The following is a 17,070-nucleotide window of genomic DNA, read 5'->3' as shown; positions in this document are numbered from 1 at the left end:
CAGCGTGCAACCTCGGCCACTAATCCACAGCCTCGCGCATCCATTGCTGAAGTCGCGCGATGGAGTGTTCCGACATCACCCCGCAGCCCGGATCCAGAACAAGCGGTCCGGGGCGATAGCCCCGCGACTTGAGCCCGCGATGAACGGATTCCACAAGGCGGATGTCTTCCTCGACAGTCGTTTCGCGGTCTTGGACCGCCAGTTGCCGGATAACCGCACTGTCCGAGCCGCCTTCGGTGTACCAGCCGCGCCAGACGGTGCAGTGGTCGGCATCAACCGCGCGCCAGTGATAGGTGTTCAGCACATTGCCGGGATAACACTGGAACGAGAACATCGGCCACAGGAACCACGATTGGTAATCGCCCGCGTGCGGTACCGACAGGTCGATGGGGTAGGTCATCTTGTCGAGGCTCTGGCATTCCGTCGTGTGACGCAACACATAGCCGCCACCCGCGTCCGGCTGAATGTCATAGGTCTCGGGCTTGACCACTCCTTCGGCAAAGGTCGGGTGATTGGTCGGGCAATGGTAACATTCCGAATAGTTCTCGATACTGACTTTCCAGTTGCAGTTTTCGGGGATCTCGACCCATTCTAGCGGTTCCAGATCGTCGATTTGCGGGACAAAGGCGCGGATTTCTTCGCGCACGCCGGGGTACCATTCATCCATCGGGGCGGCGTTGTCATCGAGATTAACGAAAATGAAACCATTGAACACTTCGGTGCGCACCGAGGTCAGGCAAATGGCGCTGCGGTCGAACCCGGGGACGGATTTGATGTTGGGTCCGGCGCGCAATTGACCGGACAGCTCATAAGTCCAGGCGTGGTAGGGGCAGACGACGACACGCGTGTTGCCCGCGCCGGTGACCATTTCATGCGCGCGGTGCTGGCAGACGTTATAGAAGGTGCGGATTTCGCCGTCGCGGCCGCGAATGCAGAACAGGTTCTGGCCGGCGATCTCAAACGCAAAGTAATCCCCCGTTTCCCGGACCTGCGCGACATGGCCCGCAAACTGCCACGTTCGGGCCAGAAGCCCCTGTATTTCCTGCTCGAAAATCGCAGGGTCGGTATAGTATCGCGCGTCCAGTGAGTGGGTCAGGGGTGCGTTCATTCGGGCTCCTCCGCGTAGAGGCCAAGTTGGTGTCTGCGTTGGTGAAACCGTTCCACCCGCTCGACGATCTCATCGCTGGACACGGCGATCACGAAGGACAGCAGAGTTTCCAGCAAGGCAATCGTCGAAACGGATGACGGAAAGAACTGCGGCGTGTCGGCGGCGACGACAAAACCGTGATGGGCGTTCAGGATCACCGGGCTGGCCGGGCTGTCGGAAATACCGATGACGGTCAGACCCTGTTGTCGGGCCAGCTTGATCGCCTCGATAACTTCGGTGCGATAGGGGTGGCACGTGATCGCGATCAGCACGTCCTGCTCATCGGCCCAGGCCAGATCATCCACCGGAGTGGAACCGGGACGCGGGATGGCGTGAAACTGCTTCATGCCGGTTGAGGCCAGATAGGTGAAGTTTCGCGCGTTCGAATTGTTGACGCCTACACCCAGCGTGAAAATCTGGCGACAATTCCAGATATCCTCGGCCGCGGCCTTCAGCTTTGCGGCGTCGATCCCGGCAAAGGTTTCTTCAATATTGCGGATCGCGGAGCCGATCATATCGGCGTAGAGGCCGCCCAGTTCCCCTGACTTGCCGATGTCCTGCAACCAGCGGGCGCGGTCCGGAAATGACACACGTCCCTGCCGGATCGCATCCCGGAACGGGGCACGGAAATCTTCGTAGCCTTCGAACCCCACCTGCTGGGCCATTCGCACGAAGGTGTTCGGTTTTACTCTGGCGGCCTCGGCAATCTCGCGCACAGTAGAAACCCCAACGTCCGTTGGGTTTTCCAGCACGTAGCGCGCGGCCTTCTGCGCCTCGGGCGTCAGGGCGTCCCATTCTTCGGACAGGCGATCCAGAACAGTTGATGATACATTTGTGTCATTCATGATTGACGATGGTACATTTGTGGAATTAGCCTGTCGAGCAGAAACGCGACTCGGGAGAGGAAAAATCATGTCCGAGAAGAATCTGCCGTCCCATTCCCGCGTGGTGATTGTCGGTGGCGGCGTCATGGGGGTCGGTCTGGCCTATCATCTGGCGCACGAAGGCTGGGGCGACGACACCGTCCTGCTTGAAAAGGCTGAGTTGACCAGTGGCAGCACCTGGCACGCCGCTGGGCAGATCACGCATTCGACCTCCAGCTTTGGGTTAGGTAAATGCGTGGATTACAACATCGGGCTGTATTCCGGCCGGTTGGAAGCTGAAACGGGCCAACCCGTCACATGGCACGGCTGCGGTTCATTCCGGTTGGCCTATACCGAGGATGAGATGGACTGGCTGCGCCACACGCTATCTGTGGGCCGGTCGCTGGGGTTCAACATTGAACTGGTCGGACCTGAAAAGGTGGCGGAACTGCACCCGTTCTACAATCTCGACGGCGTTCTGGGTGCACTGCACACGCCGGATGATGGACATGTGGACCCGACCAACGTCACCATGGCGATGGCAACCGGGGCGCGTCAGAAGGGCGTGCGCATCTTCCGCAATTGCCGCGCCACCAACATCACGCAGGCCGGGAACGGTGAGTGGGTTGTTGAAACCGAGAACGGCACAATCACCTGCGAGCATGTAGTGAACGCAGGCGGAACCTATGCAAGGCAAATGGGCGAGTGGTCGGGGCTGCAACTGCCGATGACCTCGATGACGCACCATTATTTCGTGACAGAACCGGTGCCGGAATTCCAGAACCTGGACACCGAACTGCCGGTGATCCGTGATGACCTCAAGGTCTCGGGCTATGTCCGCATGGAGCAGCAGCGCGGGCTTATCGGGATCTACGAGAAAGAGAACCCGAACTCGGTCTGGCACGACCATTGCCCGTGGGAATACGAGAACTGGCTGTTCGACGCGGATTACGACCGGGTGATGCCGTGGCTTGAGGAAAGCCTGAACCGGATGCCAATCTTTGCCGAGCTTGGCATTCAGCGCGACGTTCACGGGGCGATCTCGCACCCGCCGGATGGCAACCCTCTGATCGGACCAGCGCCGGGTGTTCGGAACTATTGGTGCTGCTGCGGGACGCAGATCGGCATCGGCTGGGGGCCGGGTCTGACCCGCGAACTGGCGCGGTGGATGGTGCATGGTGCCGCCGATATCTCGATGCGCGAATTCGATCCGCGCCGGTTCGGCAGCTATGCCACGAAGGATTGGCAGGTGATCAAGGCCGAGGAAGATTACTGTCTGCGCCACGAAATCCCCTTTCCGCATTTCAACCGTCTGGCCGGGCGACCGATCAAGCCGTCGCCGCTCTATGAGCTGCTGAAATCCAAGGGCGCTGTGCATGAAGAAGTGTATGGTTTCGAACGCCCCCGATGGTTCGCCCGCGACGGTGTGGAACAGCGCGACCATTATTCCTTCCGCCGCACGCCTGCCGACGACATGGTGGCGACCGAAGTGAAGGCGGTGCGCGAGTGCGTCGGCGTCATGGACGTCACCGCCTTCACCAAGGTCGAGGTTTCGGGGCCGGGGGCCTATGCCCTGCTTGACAGGCTGACCGCAAACCGAATGCCTCAGAAGGTCGGTTCGATCACACTGACCCACATGTTGAACCGTCGCGGCCGTATCGAATTGGAGACCACGATTGTCCGCATGGCCGACGACCGCTTCTATCTGGTCTGTGCCGCCTTCTTTGAACAACGCCTGCTGGATCATCTGGCGCAGCAATGCGCGGATGAGGATGTGCAGGTAACTGCCCTGTCCGCAGACTGGTCGGCCCTGTCGCTGAACGGTCCCCGATCGCGGGATGTGCTGGCGCGCTGCACCGATGCCGATCTGACCAATGCTAGGTTCCGCTGGCTTTCCGCGCAGGAAATCAACATCGCCGGTCACAAGGTCTGGGCTTTCCGCATGTCCTATGCCGGGGAACTGGGCTGGGAGCTGCACATGCCCAACACCGCCTGCATCGACGTCTACAACGCGCTTTGGGCCGCAGGCGAGGCGTATGGCATCACCGACTACGGCAGCTTCGCCATGAACGTGATGCGAATGGAAAAGGGTTTCAAAGGCGCAGGAGAGCTGACCAACGAGGTCACTCTGGCCGAGGCCGACGTGCTGCGTTTTGCGCGCACCGACAAGGAATATCTGGGCAAGGACAAGACGCTCAACACCGATCTGCCCTGGATCTGTGCCTATCTTTCAATTGAACCGGATGGAGAGATTGATGGGCATGGTGGAGAGGCGGTGCTGCTGGACGGGCGCGTCGTCGGTTCCACAGCGTCGGTCGCTTATGGCCACACCGTCGGCAAAATCCTGGCCTTTGCTTACCTCAAGCCCGAAGCGGCCAAAGCCGGGACAGAGCTGGAGGTCGTGATCCATGGCCAACCCCGTGCCGCCCGTGTTCTGGGTGAACCTGCCTACGATCCCGACAGTTTTCTGCCCCGCATTGACGCCATACTGGAGACCGCATGATGAGCCTGCCCGATACGATGAGAGCCATGGTCACAATGGGCCACGGTGGACTGGACCAGATGGTGATGCAGGAAGACTGGCCGCGCCCCGAACCCGCGGCTGGTGAAGTGCTGATCAGGGTCGCAGCCTGTGGCCTGAACAATACCGACGTCAATACGCGATCCGGCTGGTATTCCAAGACCGTCACGGATGCGACGACAGGTGGCGCGTTCGATGAGGTGGGCGAAAAAGACCCCACCTGGGGCGGCAATCCGATTACCTTCCCGCGCATTCAGGGCGCAGATGTCTGTGGGCATATCGTGGCCGTTGGCGAGGGCGTGGACAGCGTTCGTATTGGCGAGCGTGTCATCACGGATGGCTGGCTGCGAGATCCGGCTGATTCTGGCAACATGAACAAGACAGGTTACTTCGGCTCAGAACGCGATGGCGGGTTCGCCGAATATACCACGACTCTGGCGGTCAATGCGGTGCCGATTGCTTCGGAACTGTCGGATGCCGAGCTTGCGACCTTTTCCTGTTCTTACTCTACTGCCGAAGGGATGCTGTCGCGTGCCAATGTGACGGAAAAAGATACCGTTCTTGTACCCGGTGCCTCGGGCGGGGTGGGTGGTGCTTTGGTTCAATTGGCCAAACGCCGAGGCGCGCGTGTGATTGCGATGGCATCCGAATCCAAACACGCCGACGTGGCCGACCTTGGCCCTGATCTGGTTTTGCCCCGCGCACCTGAAGACCTGCGGTCGGCGCTGGGCGGCGAGAGGATCACGGTGGTCGCCGATGTGGTAGGTGGCCCTAACTGGCCGAACCTGATCGACGTACTGGAGCGCGGCGGGCGCTACACCTGTTCGGGGGCCATTGCAGGCCCGATGGTCGAGCTCGACCTGCGGACCTTCTATCTGCGCGATCTGACTTTCACCGGTTCGACCGTGATTGACCCGCAGGTTATGCATAACCTAGTGAAATACATCGAAGCGGGTGAGATCAAACCGGCGCTGGCTGCGACCTACCCCTTGGAAGAGCTGCGGGAAGCGCAAGCCGCCTTTATCGCCAAACAGCACACTGGCAATATTGTGGTGATCCCATGACGCTGGATGGTGTTCTCGAGGCGGCCCGCCAATTGCATCAGGCGCATCCTGACCTTGCCGCGTTTGCATCATGGCCGGACGATCTGACACCGACGAGTTTGCAGCCTGCGCACATACCGGCGACCGATCTGGCGGGCGATTTTGGCCTTGATGGCGTGGCGCCAACCCGTGATCTGGTCGCGGCGATCCAGGCCAGCGCGCATCTGGCGCACTGGAAACACACATACACCGCAGAGGAAGTCGGCGCGGATTTCCTGAATCGGTACGGGTATTACGAACTGTTCGGACCGACCGGGCATTTCCACTCGACCCAATTGCGCGGCTACGTGGGATATTGGGGCGCTGGACTGGACTATGACTGGCACAGCCATCAGGCGGAAGAGCTGTATTTGACCTTGGCGGGCGGAGCGGTTTTTCGGAGCGACGAGGGTGAAACCTTCGTTGGCCCGAACCAGATACGGCAGCACAAAAGCTGGCAAAGCCACGCCATGACCACGACGGACCAACCGATCCTGACCTTTGTCCTGTGGCGCGGCGAAGGGATGGGCGACTTGCCCAGAATGGACGCAGCATGAAAATCACCCGCATCCGAATCTACCAGACCGGGCTTCCCTATGTCGGCGGTACGTATGTCTGGGGTGCGGGCAATGCAATTGAAACAGCGACAGCCTCGGTTGTGGTAGTCGACACTGACGCGGGTTTGCAGGGATGTGGTGAGTTCACCCCCTGTGGCGAAAACTACATGATGGCCCATTCCGAAGGTGTGACTGCGCTGGCGCGACTTGTCGCTGGCAAGCTGCTGGGCGAAGATCCGCGTCAGGTGGGGCGGATCGAACACCTGATGGACCATCTGGTACAAGGGCATGGCTATGCCAAGGCCCCGTTCGATGCGGCGTGCTGGGATATACTGGGTCAGGCGTGTGATCAGCCGGTCTGGATGCTGTTGGGCGGCAAGCTGACTGATGGCGCGCCAATGTACCGGGTCGCGCCGCAGAAAGCGGTAGAGGACACCGTGGCCGAGATGGACCAGTACCGGGAACAGGGTTATCAGCAATTTCAGGTCAAAGTGGGAGGCGACTGGGCCAGTGACATTGACCGGATACGCACCACTGTACCGTTGCTGAAACCCGGCGAGAAAGCCATGGCCGATGCCAATCAGGGCTGGCGCGTAGACGATGCGATCCGCGTGGCACGCGAGACCCGGGATCTGGATTTCATTCTGGAGCAACCCTGCCGCACGTATGAGGAATGCCAGCAAGTGCGACGGATTGCCGAGCAGCCACTGAAGCTAGATGAATGCGTGACCGGGATCCACATGGCTCAGCGTATCGTCGCGGACCGGGGGGCAGAGATTTGTTGTCTCAAGATTTCAAACCTTGGTGGCATCAGCAAGGCCCGGCGGGTACGAGACTACCTGATCGACAACCGCATCCCTGTGGTCAGCGAAGACACTTGGGGTGGAGAGATCACGTCTTCGGTTGTCGCCCATTTCGCGGCATCGACCCCGCCTGAATACCTGCAGAACACCACGGATCTGATGAACTACAACACGCGATCTACGGGCGTCGGCGGTCCTGTCGTGAAAGACGGAAAGCTTTATGCAACCAATACGCCGGGATTGGGTGTAACCCCTGATTTTGAAAGCCTCGGCGCACCCGTGGCGGAGTATGCTTTATGAAGATTGAAACCATTACCGTTTTTCAGGTCGATTTGCCGCTTGAGCATCCATATTGGCTGTCCGGGGGTCGCCTGAAGTTCGAAAGGCTTGATGCGACGCTGGTCAAGCTCGAAACCGATACCGGTCTGGTCGGCTGGGGCGAGGGCACGCCCTGGGGGCACACCTATGTACCCGCGCACGGGCCAGGCATCCGGGCCGGGATCGAAACGATGGCCCCCTTCATCCTCGGCCTTGATCCGCGTCGGGTTTTGGACGTGGAACGGGCCATGGATATTGCCTTGCCCGGACACCTCTATGCCAAAAGCCCCATAGATATGGCCTGCTGGGATATTGCTGGGCAGGCAGCGGGTCTGCCGATTGCCGATCTGATGGGCGGCGGATCGCGGACACCGCGCCCGATTGCGTCCTCGGTCGGGGCGAAAACCGTCGAGGAAACACGCGACGTCATGGAGCGGTATCGCAAGCGCGGCTACATCGCCCATTCGGTGAAGATCGGCGGTGATGTCGAGCGGGACATTGCCCGTGTGCGGGATGTCGAAAGCATCCGGCAGCCCGGAGAGATTGTTCTGTATGATGTCAACCGTGGCTGGACTCGCCAGCAGGCCTTGCGGGTGATGAGCGCCTGCGAAGACCTGAACGTGATGTTCGAGCAACCCTGTGAAACACTGGATGATATCGCGGCGATCTCGGGGCTTCATGCGTCTCCGGTGTCTGTGGACGAGTCCCTTGTGACCTTGCAGGATGCCGCCCGGATTGCCCGCGATGGTCTGGCCCAGATATTCGGGATCAAGCTGAATCGCGTGGGTGGCCTGACCAAGGCCGCGCGGATACGGGATATCGCGCTGGCCCATGGGATAGACATGTTCGTGATGGCCACCGGCGGAACGGTTCTGGCCGATACCGAAGCGCTGCATCTGGCCGCCACGATCCCGGATGACCATTGCCACGCGGTCTGGGCCTGTCATGACATGATCACGGTTGATGTTGCAGACGGCCGTGGGCCTCGCAACGTCGATGGCCATCTGCATCTGCCCGAAGCGCCGGGGCTTGGCGTGCATCCTAATGAAGCCAAATTGGGTGATCCAGTAGGAGAATATGCTTGAGGATTGACAAGCTAACGCTCTGGTCCATCGAACTGACCAGCCATGAAACCTATCACATGGCTGACGGCAAGACCTGTGCGACCGTGACGTCTCATATCCTGCGCCTTGAGACGGATACAGGTCTGACGGGTTGGGGTGAGGTCTGCCCGATCCCGCATTATCTGCCAGCCTATGCGGATGGCGTACCGGGGGCCGTTGCTGAAATGGGCCCCGAGATTCTCGGGATTTCTCCGATTGGGGTCGATGCGCCGATGCGAAAGCTGGATGGGTTTCTGCAAGGCCACGGCTACGCGAAATCGATCGTGGACATTGCGCTGTGGGATCTGTTCGGCCGCGCGGCGGGGGTGCCGGTTTACGCATTGCTGGGCGGGCGAACACGGGCGGATATGCCGCTCTATCATTCGATCACCTGCATTGCGCCGGACGAGATGGCCAGAATTGCCAAGGCGGCTTTCCAAACCGGGATTCGCCAGTTTCAGGTCAAGCTGGGAGTCGAGGGCGATTGGCAGGCCGATGCCGAGCGGCTGATCAAAGTGCGCGAGGCCGTGGGACCTGGGCCGCTTGTGTATGGCGACTGGAACTGCGGGGCATCGCGCCTTCAGGCAACGCGAACCGGGCGCGCGGTGGCACATCTGGATGTGATGCTGGAACAGCCCTGTAAAACACTGGAAGCCTGTGCTGCTGTCCGTCAGTCGACGGGTCTGCCCATGAAGATCGACGAAAACGCCTTTGATCTTGCGTCACTGATGCGGGCGCATGAATTGGGGTGCATGGATGCGGTTGCGTTGAAGCTGTCGAAATTCGGTGGCCTGTCAGCGATGCGCCGTGCGCGCGATCTGACCGTTCAGCTGGGCGCCGAGATTTGCGCAGAGTGCACATGGGGATCAGATATCGTAACGGCGGCCTCGCTGCATTTTGCCGCTTCCACGCCGCGGGGGTCGCTGATGAACACATGCGATCTTTCTTCTTACGTTGCGCCACGTATTTGCCCGGATGCACCAAAACGTGAAAATGGCCGGATTGCCCCGCCTGAAGGTCCGGGCTTAGGTGTTGCACCTGACCTCGAAATTCTTGGCTCCCCGATTTTGGAGATTGATTGAGATGCTGAAAGTCCAAACGCAGTCAGAGTGGATAGCGCGCGCAAACGAAGTTCTGCCTGCCGGCGGTTTCGGCAACTTCGATCCGGGCATCATCATCGCCCGTGGCGAGGGCAGCCGTGTCTGGGATGAGGATGGAAACGAATATATCGACTATCTGATCGGGTCCGGCCCGATGCTGCTGGGCCATGGCCACCCCGAGGTGATGGAAGCGGTGCTGGAGCAGCTGCCCAAGGGCCTGACCTTCTTCGCCAACAACAGCAAGGGCATCGAACTCGCCGAGGCCATCATCGAAGCCGTTCCCTGTTGCGAGCAGGTGCGTTTCGTTGCCTCTGGAGGCGAGGCAGACATGTACGCCATGCGGCTGGCGCGCGCCTACACCGGGCGCGACAAGATCCTCAAGTTTGAAGGGGGGTATCACGGTATGAGCGCCGAGGCACAGATGAGCCTGGCCCCCAGCCGCCGGGTCAATTTCCCTCAGGCCGTTCCCGACAGTGCCGGTATCCCCGAAAGTGTGGCCGAGCAGATGCTGATCGCGCCTTTCAATGATCTTGAGGCGGTGGCAGCGCTGCTTGACGAACATGATGATATCGCTGCGATCATGGTCGAACCCTTGCAGCGGATCATCCCGCCCGAGCCGGGGTATTTGCATGGCTTGCGGGCGTTATGCGACAAATTTGGTGTTCTGCTTGTTTTTGATGAGATCGTCACCGGGTTCCGACTGGCTTACGGCGGCGCACAAGAGCGATACGGAGTGACCCCGGATATCTGCACGCTTGGCAAGATCACCGGTGGTGGCTTTCCTCTGGCTGCGCTGGGCGCCAGTGCCGAGATCATGACGCACTTCGACAAATCGAAAGTCGGAGAAGAGGGCTGGCTGATGCAGTTGGGTACTTTGTCCGGCAACCCCGTCGCCTCAGCTGCGGGGTTGAAGACGATGGAGGTTTTGCGGCGTGAAGGCACCTATGAACACCTGCGCTCGATTGGGAGGCAGTTGCAACAGATGCAATCGAACGCTTTGAATGAGGCAGGCATTGCCCATCGCATCTGCGGCGATGAGACCTTGTTCGACATTTATTTCACCAAGGCCGAATGTCGGGATTATCGCAGCGCAAACCATGATGACCCGAAGCGCAACGCCACTTACAATGCAACGTTGCGGGCGCATGGGATATTCAAAGCTCCGGGCAAACTGTACCCGTCGCTGGCGGTTACCGAAGCGGATCTGGAACAGACCAGAGAGGCCGTTCGTCACGCCGTCGAAGCAATTTCCTGAACGCGGGTAGGGTACAACGTAAACGGGTCGCTGTTGAACCCAACAGCGACCCGCTACCTTTGGAAGCCGGGGGTCAGTCTCGCCCCCTCGAATACTGATTAAAACACCGGCAATCTGAAAACTTTTCGATACTTTCGAGACTGACCCGACTTCCTCTTCGGTATGTCCCATTAATGCCTGATCGCGCCGCCTGCTACAGTGATCAAGTTCACACTGAGCAAATTTATTTTGAATTTTTCCAATCGAATAGATCAGGTCCTGCCTGTTCAAGCAGTTCTGCCGCCATCGCGCGGGCCATTTCAGGCCCATCTTCGACGGGGCCGGTCATATCTCTGCTGGCGGTTTCCGTTCCGTCCGGGCGCAGCACTTCGCCTCGCAACCTAAGGGTGTCGCCGTCCAGTTCGGCAAGGCCGGCGATCGGGGTTTCGCAGGACCCGTCCAGCGCGGCCAGCAATGTGCGTTCGGCCGCCAGGCGCCATCCCGTTTCCGTGTGATGAATCGCTTCCAGCATTTCGGCTGCGCGCATGTCGTTGCTGCGCCGTTCTATGCCGATGGTACCCTGCGCGATCGCCGGCAGCATATCGTCAGGAGAGATGGCGCTGGCCGGAACCTCATCCATCCCCAAACGACGAATGCCTGCCATCGCCAGAAACGTGCAATCGGCAACTCCGTCTTCCAGCTTTTTCAGCCGTGTCTGCACGTTTCCGCGAAACTCGACCACTTTCAGATCCGGTCTCCGGTTCAGCAACTGCGCACGGCGTCGTAAAGACGAGGTGCCCACCACGGCCCCCTCGGGCAGATCGTGGATCGAGCCCAATCGCGGAGAGATAAAAGCGTCGCGCACATCCTCGCGCGGCAGGAACGTGCCCAGTACCAGCCCTTCGGGTTGTTCAACGGGCATGTCCTTTGTCGAATGCACGGCGATGTCGATCTCGGCGCGCAGCATCGCCTCTTCGATTTCTTTGGTGAACAGGCCCTTGTTGCCGATTTCCTTCAGCGGTCGATCCGCGTCGATCATGGCGCGATTGTCGCCGGTCGTCTTGATCACTACGATCTCGAACGCATCCTGTGGCAGATCGAACGCATCGCTCAGGCGCTGGCGTGTTTCGTAGGCCTGAGCCAGAGCCAGTGGCGAACCACGGGTGCCGATTCTGAGGGGCGATGCGGGGGTGGGCAGGGTCAAAGTCATGTGCACAGCTTTAGTCGCGTCACATTGCCCTGACAATGGGGGCTGAGCTTGACAAATTGCCGCCGAAGGACGACCCGTTGCCAAAACCTGAATGCTGGGGGCGAACATGGCCGAGACAAAGAAACTGCTGCGGGCGCTGGCAGGTGAGGTGCAGAATGTGCCGCCGATCTGGATGATGCGTCAGGCGGGCCGGTATCTACCGGAATACCGGGCCACACGTGCCCAGGCCGGGGATTTCCTGTCTTTGTGCTATAACCCGGAACTGGCAGCAGAAGTCACCTTGCAACCAATTCGGCGCTACGGGTTTGATGCGGCGATCCTGTTTGCCGATATTCTGCTGGTGCCACAGGCGCTGGGCGTTGACCTTTGGTTCGTGACCGGCGAAGGCCCGCGTTTGTCGACCATCACGAAACAGTCCGAGTTTGACGCGTTGAAACCGGTTGACGCGATTCATGATACATTGTCACCCGTGTACGAAACGGTGCGCATTCTGTCGCGGGAATTGCCGTCCGAAACCTCCTTGATCGGATTCGCAGGCGCGCCGTGGACTGTGGCCACGTACATGATTGCAGGGCGCGGCACGCCGGATCAGGGTCCCGCCCATGCGCTGCGCGAAGGTAATACTGCTTTGTTCGAGGCGTTGTTGGATCGCATCACCGCGGCAACGATTGAATATCTGTCCGCTCAGATCGACGCCGGTGCCGAGGTGGTCAAGATATTTGACAGTTGGGCGGGGTCTTTGAAGGGCGAAGCTTTCCGCAAATACGCGGTCGAGCCGTGCCGGGTGATCACGAAAGCCATCAAGGAACGCCATCCCGGTATCCCTGTGATTGGATTTCCGCGGGAAGCAGGCGACGGGTACATAGGGTTTGCAAAGTCGACCGGCGTGGATTGCGTGGCGCTGGACAATTCCGTGTCGCCTGAATGGGCTGCTGAGAAAGTACAGGTTGATGGCTGTGTGCAAGGCAACCTTGCCTCATCGCATATGGTGACAGGTGGTCAGGCGCTGGTGGATGAAACCCGGCGCATCGTTGAGGCGTTTTCCAAGGGGCCGCACATCTTCAACCTTGGGCATGGAATCACACCAGATGCAGATCCTGAGAATGTTCAGCTGATGATCGACACGGTGCGCGGCGGATAGGGTGCGTGGGAGGGGGCCAGCCCCCTCTTGGCCGCGGGCCAATTCACCCCCGGGATATTTCCGGCCAGATGAAGAGTGGGTCAGGCGCTTTTGGGGTCTCGGAGTTCGTTCAGGATCTCGGCGGTGTGTTGTCCGCGCGCCGGGCTGGGTTTCGGATGCCATTGGTGTGTGGAGAAGCGCGGGGCGGCGGCGGCCTGCAGGGTTCCGTCTGTCTCGCGCCAGGATAGACGAGCAGTATTCATCGGATGGGTTGCGGCCTCATCGGGACTGAGAACCGGGGCGACGCAGGCGTCTGACCTGTCGAACAGTTTGGCCCAATGTTCGCGCGGCCTGGACGCGAAGATTTCTGCCAGGCGCCGGGTCAGGTCCGGCCAGAGTTTGCGGGTGTATTGTTGCTGGAACGCCGGGTCATGGGACAAGTCCAGAATTTTCAGGAATCGGGCGTAGAATTTCGGTTCGAGGCATTGGACCGAAACAAATCCGCCGTCTGCGCAGGTGTAGGTTCGGCTCCAATGCGGGCCGTCCAACAGGCTTTGGCCGCGGGTTTCAGACAGGTTTCCAGTTTGGCGCATGGTCATAAGAAGGTTCATCATATGGGCCGAGCCGTCGTAGATGGCGGCGTCAACCACGGTGCCTTTTCCGGTTCTTTGCGCGTTGATCAAACCTGCCAGGATGCCCGTGACGAGATACATGGCTCCTCCGCCAATATCACCGACCAAAGTGGCCGGGGTTTGAGGCGGCTGATCAGGAAGAGAGGCGTACCAGAGCGCGCCGGACAAAGCGATGTAATTCAAGTCATGTCCGGCTGTGTCAGCCAATGGACCATCCTGCCCCCAGCCTGTCATGCGACCATATATCAGTTTCGGGTTGCGGGTCAGGCAAAGATCCGGGCCAAGACCCAGCTTTTCCATCACGCCGGGGCGGAAGCCTTCGATCAGTGCGTCTGCCGTGTCAATCAGGCGGCGGGCGGTCGCCAGATCGTCAGTGTCCTTCAGATCAAGTGCGATAGATCGTTTGCCGCGGTCCAGAAGCGAGCGGTTCGGCATGCCCGGGGTTACAGCCTGGCCTTTGCGATGGATCGTGATGACCTCGGCGCCCAGATCAGCAAGCTGCATGGCGGCAAACGGGCCGGGGCCCAGCCCTTCGATTTCGACAATACGTATTCCATTCAGCATCAGCGCCTCCGTTGTGGAAGAGTTTGCGGGTGGGTTGACGGATTGCAAGTTGGAATTGAGCATGGTTCTGACAACCATTAGAAAATGCGCAGCACGTTGTGCGAAATTGCCCTGTTGCAGGCTGGTTCCGCGCGATAGGGTCTCGGTCGGAACGGGGAACAGATATGACGACCATTTTGTCCATCAAAGATCTTCGCAAATCTTACGCCGATGGGTTCGAGGCCCTGAAGGGTGTGTCTCTGGATATTGAAGAGGGCGAGATACTTGCGCTTCTGGGACCAAATGGCGCCGGGAAGACAACCCTGATTTCGACGATTTGCGGGATAACAAACCCGACCTCGGGAGTGGTCACAGTTGGTGGACATGACATCCAGTCCGACTATCGCGCAGCGCGCAGGATGATCGGGCTTGTGCCGCAAGAGATCGCGTTGGAACCATTTGAAAAGGTCAGGAACACGGTTCGGTTGTCGCGCGGGCTGTTCGGGATTGGCAAGGACAACGCGCGGATCGAAGAGATTCTGCGCAAGCTGTCCCTATGGGACAAGCGCAACAACGCGATCAAGGAATTGTCCGGTGGCATGAAGCGGAGGGTGCTCATCGCCAAGGCCCTGGCCCATGAACCTCGGGTGCTTTTTCTGGACGAGCCGACTGCCGGAGTGGATGTCGAGTTGCGCAAGGATATGTGGGAGCTTGTGGCGGAACTGAAACGGGACGGTGTCACCATCATTCTGACCACCCATTATATTGAAGAAGCAGAAGCGATTGCGGATCGTGTCGGCGTCATCGACAAGGGAGAGCTTTTGCTGGTGCAGAACAAAGCCACACTCATGTCGCAGATGGGTAAAAAGCAGATCGAAGTCATGCTGACCGAACCCATCGCTCGGATTCCCGACAGTCTGGCCAGTCACAATCTTGCCCTCAATGGCGCGGGTGATTGCCTGATCTATACCTACGATACCCACGCGGATCGTACCGGCATAACGACCTTGCTGAATGACGTGTCCGAGGCCGGTTTGGTGTTGCGCGACGTGCAGACCAGGCAATCAAGCCTGGAAGAGATTTTCGTCAATCTGGTATCCGGAGAGGCCGCATGAACTGGACCGCGATCGCTGCTATCTACCGGTTCGAAATGGCCCGTTTCTTCCGCACTCTGGCACAGAGTTTTCTGTCGCCGGTTCTGTCTACGTCGCTTTATTTCGTGGTGTTTGGCACCGCCATCGGCAGCCGTATCCAAGAGGTCGAGGGCGTTTCATACGGTGCGTTCATTGTGCCGGGGCTGATCATGTTGTCGGTGGTGATGCTGTCGATTTCAAACGCGTCGTTCGGGATTTATTTCCCCAAGTTTCTGGGCACCATCTACGAGCTGTTGTCCGCTCCGGTCAATTTCATCGAGATCGTGATCGGATATGTCGGTGCCGCCGCCACAAAGGCGCTGTTTGTGGGGTTGGTGATATTGGTCACTGCGACGTTTTTTGTCGATATTCGGATAGAGCATCCATTCGCCATGGCCGCGTTTCTGATCCTGTCCTGTCTCAGCTTTTCGTTGCTTGGATTCATCATCGGGATCTGGGCCAGCAACTTCGAGCAGATGTCGTTGGTGCCGCAGTTGGTGGTGACGCCACTGATCTTTCTGGGGGGTACGTTTTATTCGATCTCGATGCTGCCGCCATTGTGGCAGACCATCACGCTGTTCAATCCCGTGGTCTATCTGATTTCGGGTTTCCGCTGGTCCTTTTACGGGCTGGCAGATGTACCGATTGTTTTCAGTCTTCTTGCCATTGTCGCTTTTACAGGTCTGTGCCTGGCGGTCATCGGTTGGATCTTCAAAACCGGTTGGCGCATTCGCAGCTGACCTTCGCCAAGGCGTTGCATTTTTGCCCATCGAGTGTGGGAATTTGGTTCACGTCGCGTTTAAGGCTCGTAGAGTCCCTTGTTTACGAGTTGGGGGCACTCTACATCGGCACCCATGAAACTCAGCCTACCGTTTGTCAAAAAGCACCCCTGTGTGGCCGTTGTTCGCTTGTCCGGCGCCATTGGTATGGCCGGTCGCGGTTCTCTCAACGACACCTCTCTGGCCCCGGTTCTTGAGAAGGCGTTTCGCAAAGGAAAGCCTGTAGCTGTCGCGCTCGAGATCAACTCTCCGGGCGGGGCGCCTGTGCAAAGCTCTTTGATTGGCGCACGTATCCGGCGATTGTCGGAAGAGCTGGACGTGCCCGTGATCGGGTTTGTTGAGGACGTTGCGGCGTCAGGCGGCTATTGGCTGGCTGCTGCTGCGGATGAAATCTGGGCCGACGACAGTTCGGTTCTCGGATCGATCGGGGTTATTTCGGCCGGGTTTGGCGCGCATGTCTTTTTGGCGCGGCAGGGATTTGAACGGCGTGTCCATACAGCTGGCAAGTCGAAATCGATGCTGGATCCCTTCTCGCCGGAAAAGAAAGAGGATGTAGCGCGCCTGCAAGGGCTGTTGGGCGACATCCACGATAACTTCATAGCGCATGTCAAAGCCCGCCGAGGCAACAAGCTGGATCAAACCGCCGATCTGTTTACGGGTGAAATCTGGCTGGCGCGTCATGCGCAGGAGCTGGGTTTGATCGACGGCATCGCCCATCTGAAACCCAAGATGCAGGAACGCTTTGGCGACAAGGTCAAGTTCCGCCGGTATGGCGTGCGCAAACCGATCTGGTCGCGTTTCGGGGCCAGCCTGGCACAGGATGCCATTGCCGGATTAGAGGAGCGGGCGGCCTACGCGCGTTTCGGTTTGTGACGTGATCATCAAGGTTGTCACACTTTTTCTGATTGGCATGGGCGTCTTGGCG

The 17,070-nt window shown here is 59.2% G+C and carries 15 protein-coding genes; 11 read left to right on the top strand and 4 right to left on the bottom strand.

Translation table 11 applies throughout. From position 1 onward, the window contains the following. Nucleotides 1–19: 19 nt before the first annotated feature. Both AC2FFA_RS13510 and AC2FFA_RS13505 read right to left on the bottom strand, forming a co-directional pair. Nucleotides 20–1,108 carry an aromatic ring-hydroxylating oxygenase subunit alpha gene (locus AC2FFA_RS13510; RefSeq protein WP_496851986.1) on the bottom strand — a complete coding sequence of 363 codons (1,089 nt, stop codon included), beginning with the start codon at nt 1,106–1,108 and terminating at the stop codon, nt 20–22. Then, nucleotides 1,105–1,992 carry a MurR/RpiR family transcriptional regulator gene (locus tag AC2FFA_RS13505; protein ID WP_117870585.1) on the bottom strand — a complete coding sequence of 296 codons (888 nt, stop codon included), beginning with the start codon at nt 1,990–1,992 and terminating at the stop codon, nt 1,105–1,107. Before AC2FFA_RS13505 ends, AC2FFA_RS13510 begins: the two co-directional genes overlap by 4 nt. 67 nt (nt 1,993–2,059) lie before the next feature. Here AC2FFA_RS13505 and AC2FFA_RS13500 point away from each other — a divergent pair, with 67 nt between their 5' ends. The 7 genes from AC2FFA_RS13500 to AC2FFA_RS13470 are packed head-to-tail and all read left to right on the top strand — an operon-like array spanning nt 2,060 to nt 10,749. Continuing rightward, nucleotides 2,060–4,513 carry an FAD-dependent oxidoreductase gene (locus AC2FFA_RS13500; protein WP_496851985.1) on the top strand — a complete coding sequence of 818 codons (2,454 nt, stop codon included), beginning with the start codon at nt 2,060–2,062 and terminating at the stop codon, nt 4,511–4,513. Beyond that, nucleotides 4,513–5,595, top strand: a complete 1,083-nt coding sequence (locus tag AC2FFA_RS13495; RefSeq protein ID WP_496851984.1) for an alcohol dehydrogenase family protein — start codon at nt 4,513–4,515, stop codon at nt 5,593–5,595. Before AC2FFA_RS13500 ends, AC2FFA_RS13495 begins: the two co-directional genes overlap by 1 nt. After that, the gene (locus AC2FFA_RS13490; protein ID WP_299899330.1) at nt 5,592–6,170 is read left to right on the top strand and encodes a dimethylsulfonioproprionate lyase family protein; all 579 of its coding nucleotides are present in this window, start codon (nt 5,592–5,594) and stop codon (nt 6,168–6,170) included. Before AC2FFA_RS13495 ends, AC2FFA_RS13490 begins: the two co-directional genes overlap by 4 nt. Then, complete coding sequence (locus AC2FFA_RS13485) at nt 6,167–7,273, top strand: mandelate racemase/muconate lactonizing enzyme family protein (RefSeq protein WP_496682404.1); 1,107 nt, start codon at nt 6,167–6,169, stop codon at nt 7,271–7,273. Before AC2FFA_RS13490 ends, AC2FFA_RS13485 begins: the two co-directional genes overlap by 4 nt. Next, nucleotides 7,270–8,376 (top strand): mandelate racemase/muconate lactonizing enzyme family protein, encoded by a 1,107-nt coding sequence (locus AC2FFA_RS13480; RefSeq protein ID WP_496851983.1) that lies wholly within the window; start codon nt 7,270–7,272, stop codon nt 8,374–8,376. The genes AC2FFA_RS13485 and AC2FFA_RS13480 overlap by 4 nt, the downstream gene beginning before the upstream one ends. Then, nucleotides 8,373–9,476, top strand: coding sequence for a mandelate racemase/muconate lactonizing enzyme family protein (locus tag AC2FFA_RS13475; protein ID WP_496851982.1), 1,104 nt, complete (start codon nt 8,373–8,375; stop codon nt 9,474–9,476). Before AC2FFA_RS13480 ends, AC2FFA_RS13475 begins: the two co-directional genes overlap by 4 nt. 1 nt (nt 9,477) lies before the next feature. Next, nucleotides 9,478–10,749 carry an aspartate aminotransferase family protein gene (locus AC2FFA_RS13470; protein WP_496851981.1) on the top strand — a complete coding sequence of 424 codons (1,272 nt, stop codon included), beginning with the start codon at nt 9,478–9,480 and terminating at the stop codon, nt 10,747–10,749. Between the two features lie 223 nt (nt 10,750–10,972). Here AC2FFA_RS13470 and hemC read toward each other — a convergent pair whose 3' ends face one another. Next, nucleotides 10,973–11,938, bottom strand: a complete 966-nt coding sequence (gene hemC / locus AC2FFA_RS13465; RefSeq protein WP_496851980.1) for a hydroxymethylbilane synthase — start codon at nt 11,936–11,938, stop codon at nt 10,973–10,975. 106 nt (nt 11,939–12,044) lie between these two features. Between hemC and hemE the strand changes: the two genes are divergently transcribed. Further along, nucleotides 12,045–13,079 (top strand): uroporphyrinogen decarboxylase, encoded by a 1,035-nt coding sequence (hemE, locus tag AC2FFA_RS13460; RefSeq protein WP_496851979.1) that lies wholly within the window; start codon nt 12,045–12,047, stop codon nt 13,077–13,079. An 80-nt stretch (nt 13,080–13,159) separates the two neighbouring features. Here hemE and AC2FFA_RS13455 read toward each other — a convergent pair whose 3' ends face one another. Beyond that, nucleotides 13,160–14,254, bottom strand: a complete 1,095-nt coding sequence (locus tag AC2FFA_RS13455) for a CaiB/BaiF CoA transferase family protein (RefSeq protein ID WP_496851978.1) — start codon at nt 14,252–14,254, stop codon at nt 13,160–13,162. A gap of 164 nt (nt 14,255–14,418) precedes the next feature. Between AC2FFA_RS13455 and AC2FFA_RS13450 the strand changes: the two genes are divergently transcribed. The 3 genes from AC2FFA_RS13450 (at nt 14,419) to AC2FFA_RS13440 (ending at nt 17,018) form a co-directional block, all read left to right on the top strand. Next, entirely contained in the window at nt 14,419–15,348 is a 930-nt protein-coding gene (locus tag AC2FFA_RS13450; RefSeq protein WP_299899313.1) for an ABC transporter ATP-binding protein, read from the top strand. After that, entirely contained in the window at nt 15,345–16,106 is a 762-nt protein-coding gene (locus tag AC2FFA_RS13445) for an ABC transporter permease (protein WP_117870556.1), read from the top strand. Before AC2FFA_RS13450 ends, AC2FFA_RS13445 begins: the two co-directional genes overlap by 4 nt. Nucleotides 16,107–16,220: 114 nt before the next feature. Continuing rightward, nucleotides 16,221–17,018, top strand: coding sequence for a S49 family peptidase (locus AC2FFA_RS13440; protein WP_496851977.1), 798 nt, complete (start codon nt 16,221–16,223; stop codon nt 17,016–17,018). The last annotated feature ends 52 nt before the right edge of the window (nt 17,019–17,070 follow it).

The sequence above is a fragment of the Ruegeria sp. YTSB088 genome (assembly GCF_059609825.1).
The sequence above is the reverse complement of the archived record's forward strand: the minus strand, read 5'-3'. Positions and strand labels throughout refer to the sequence as shown.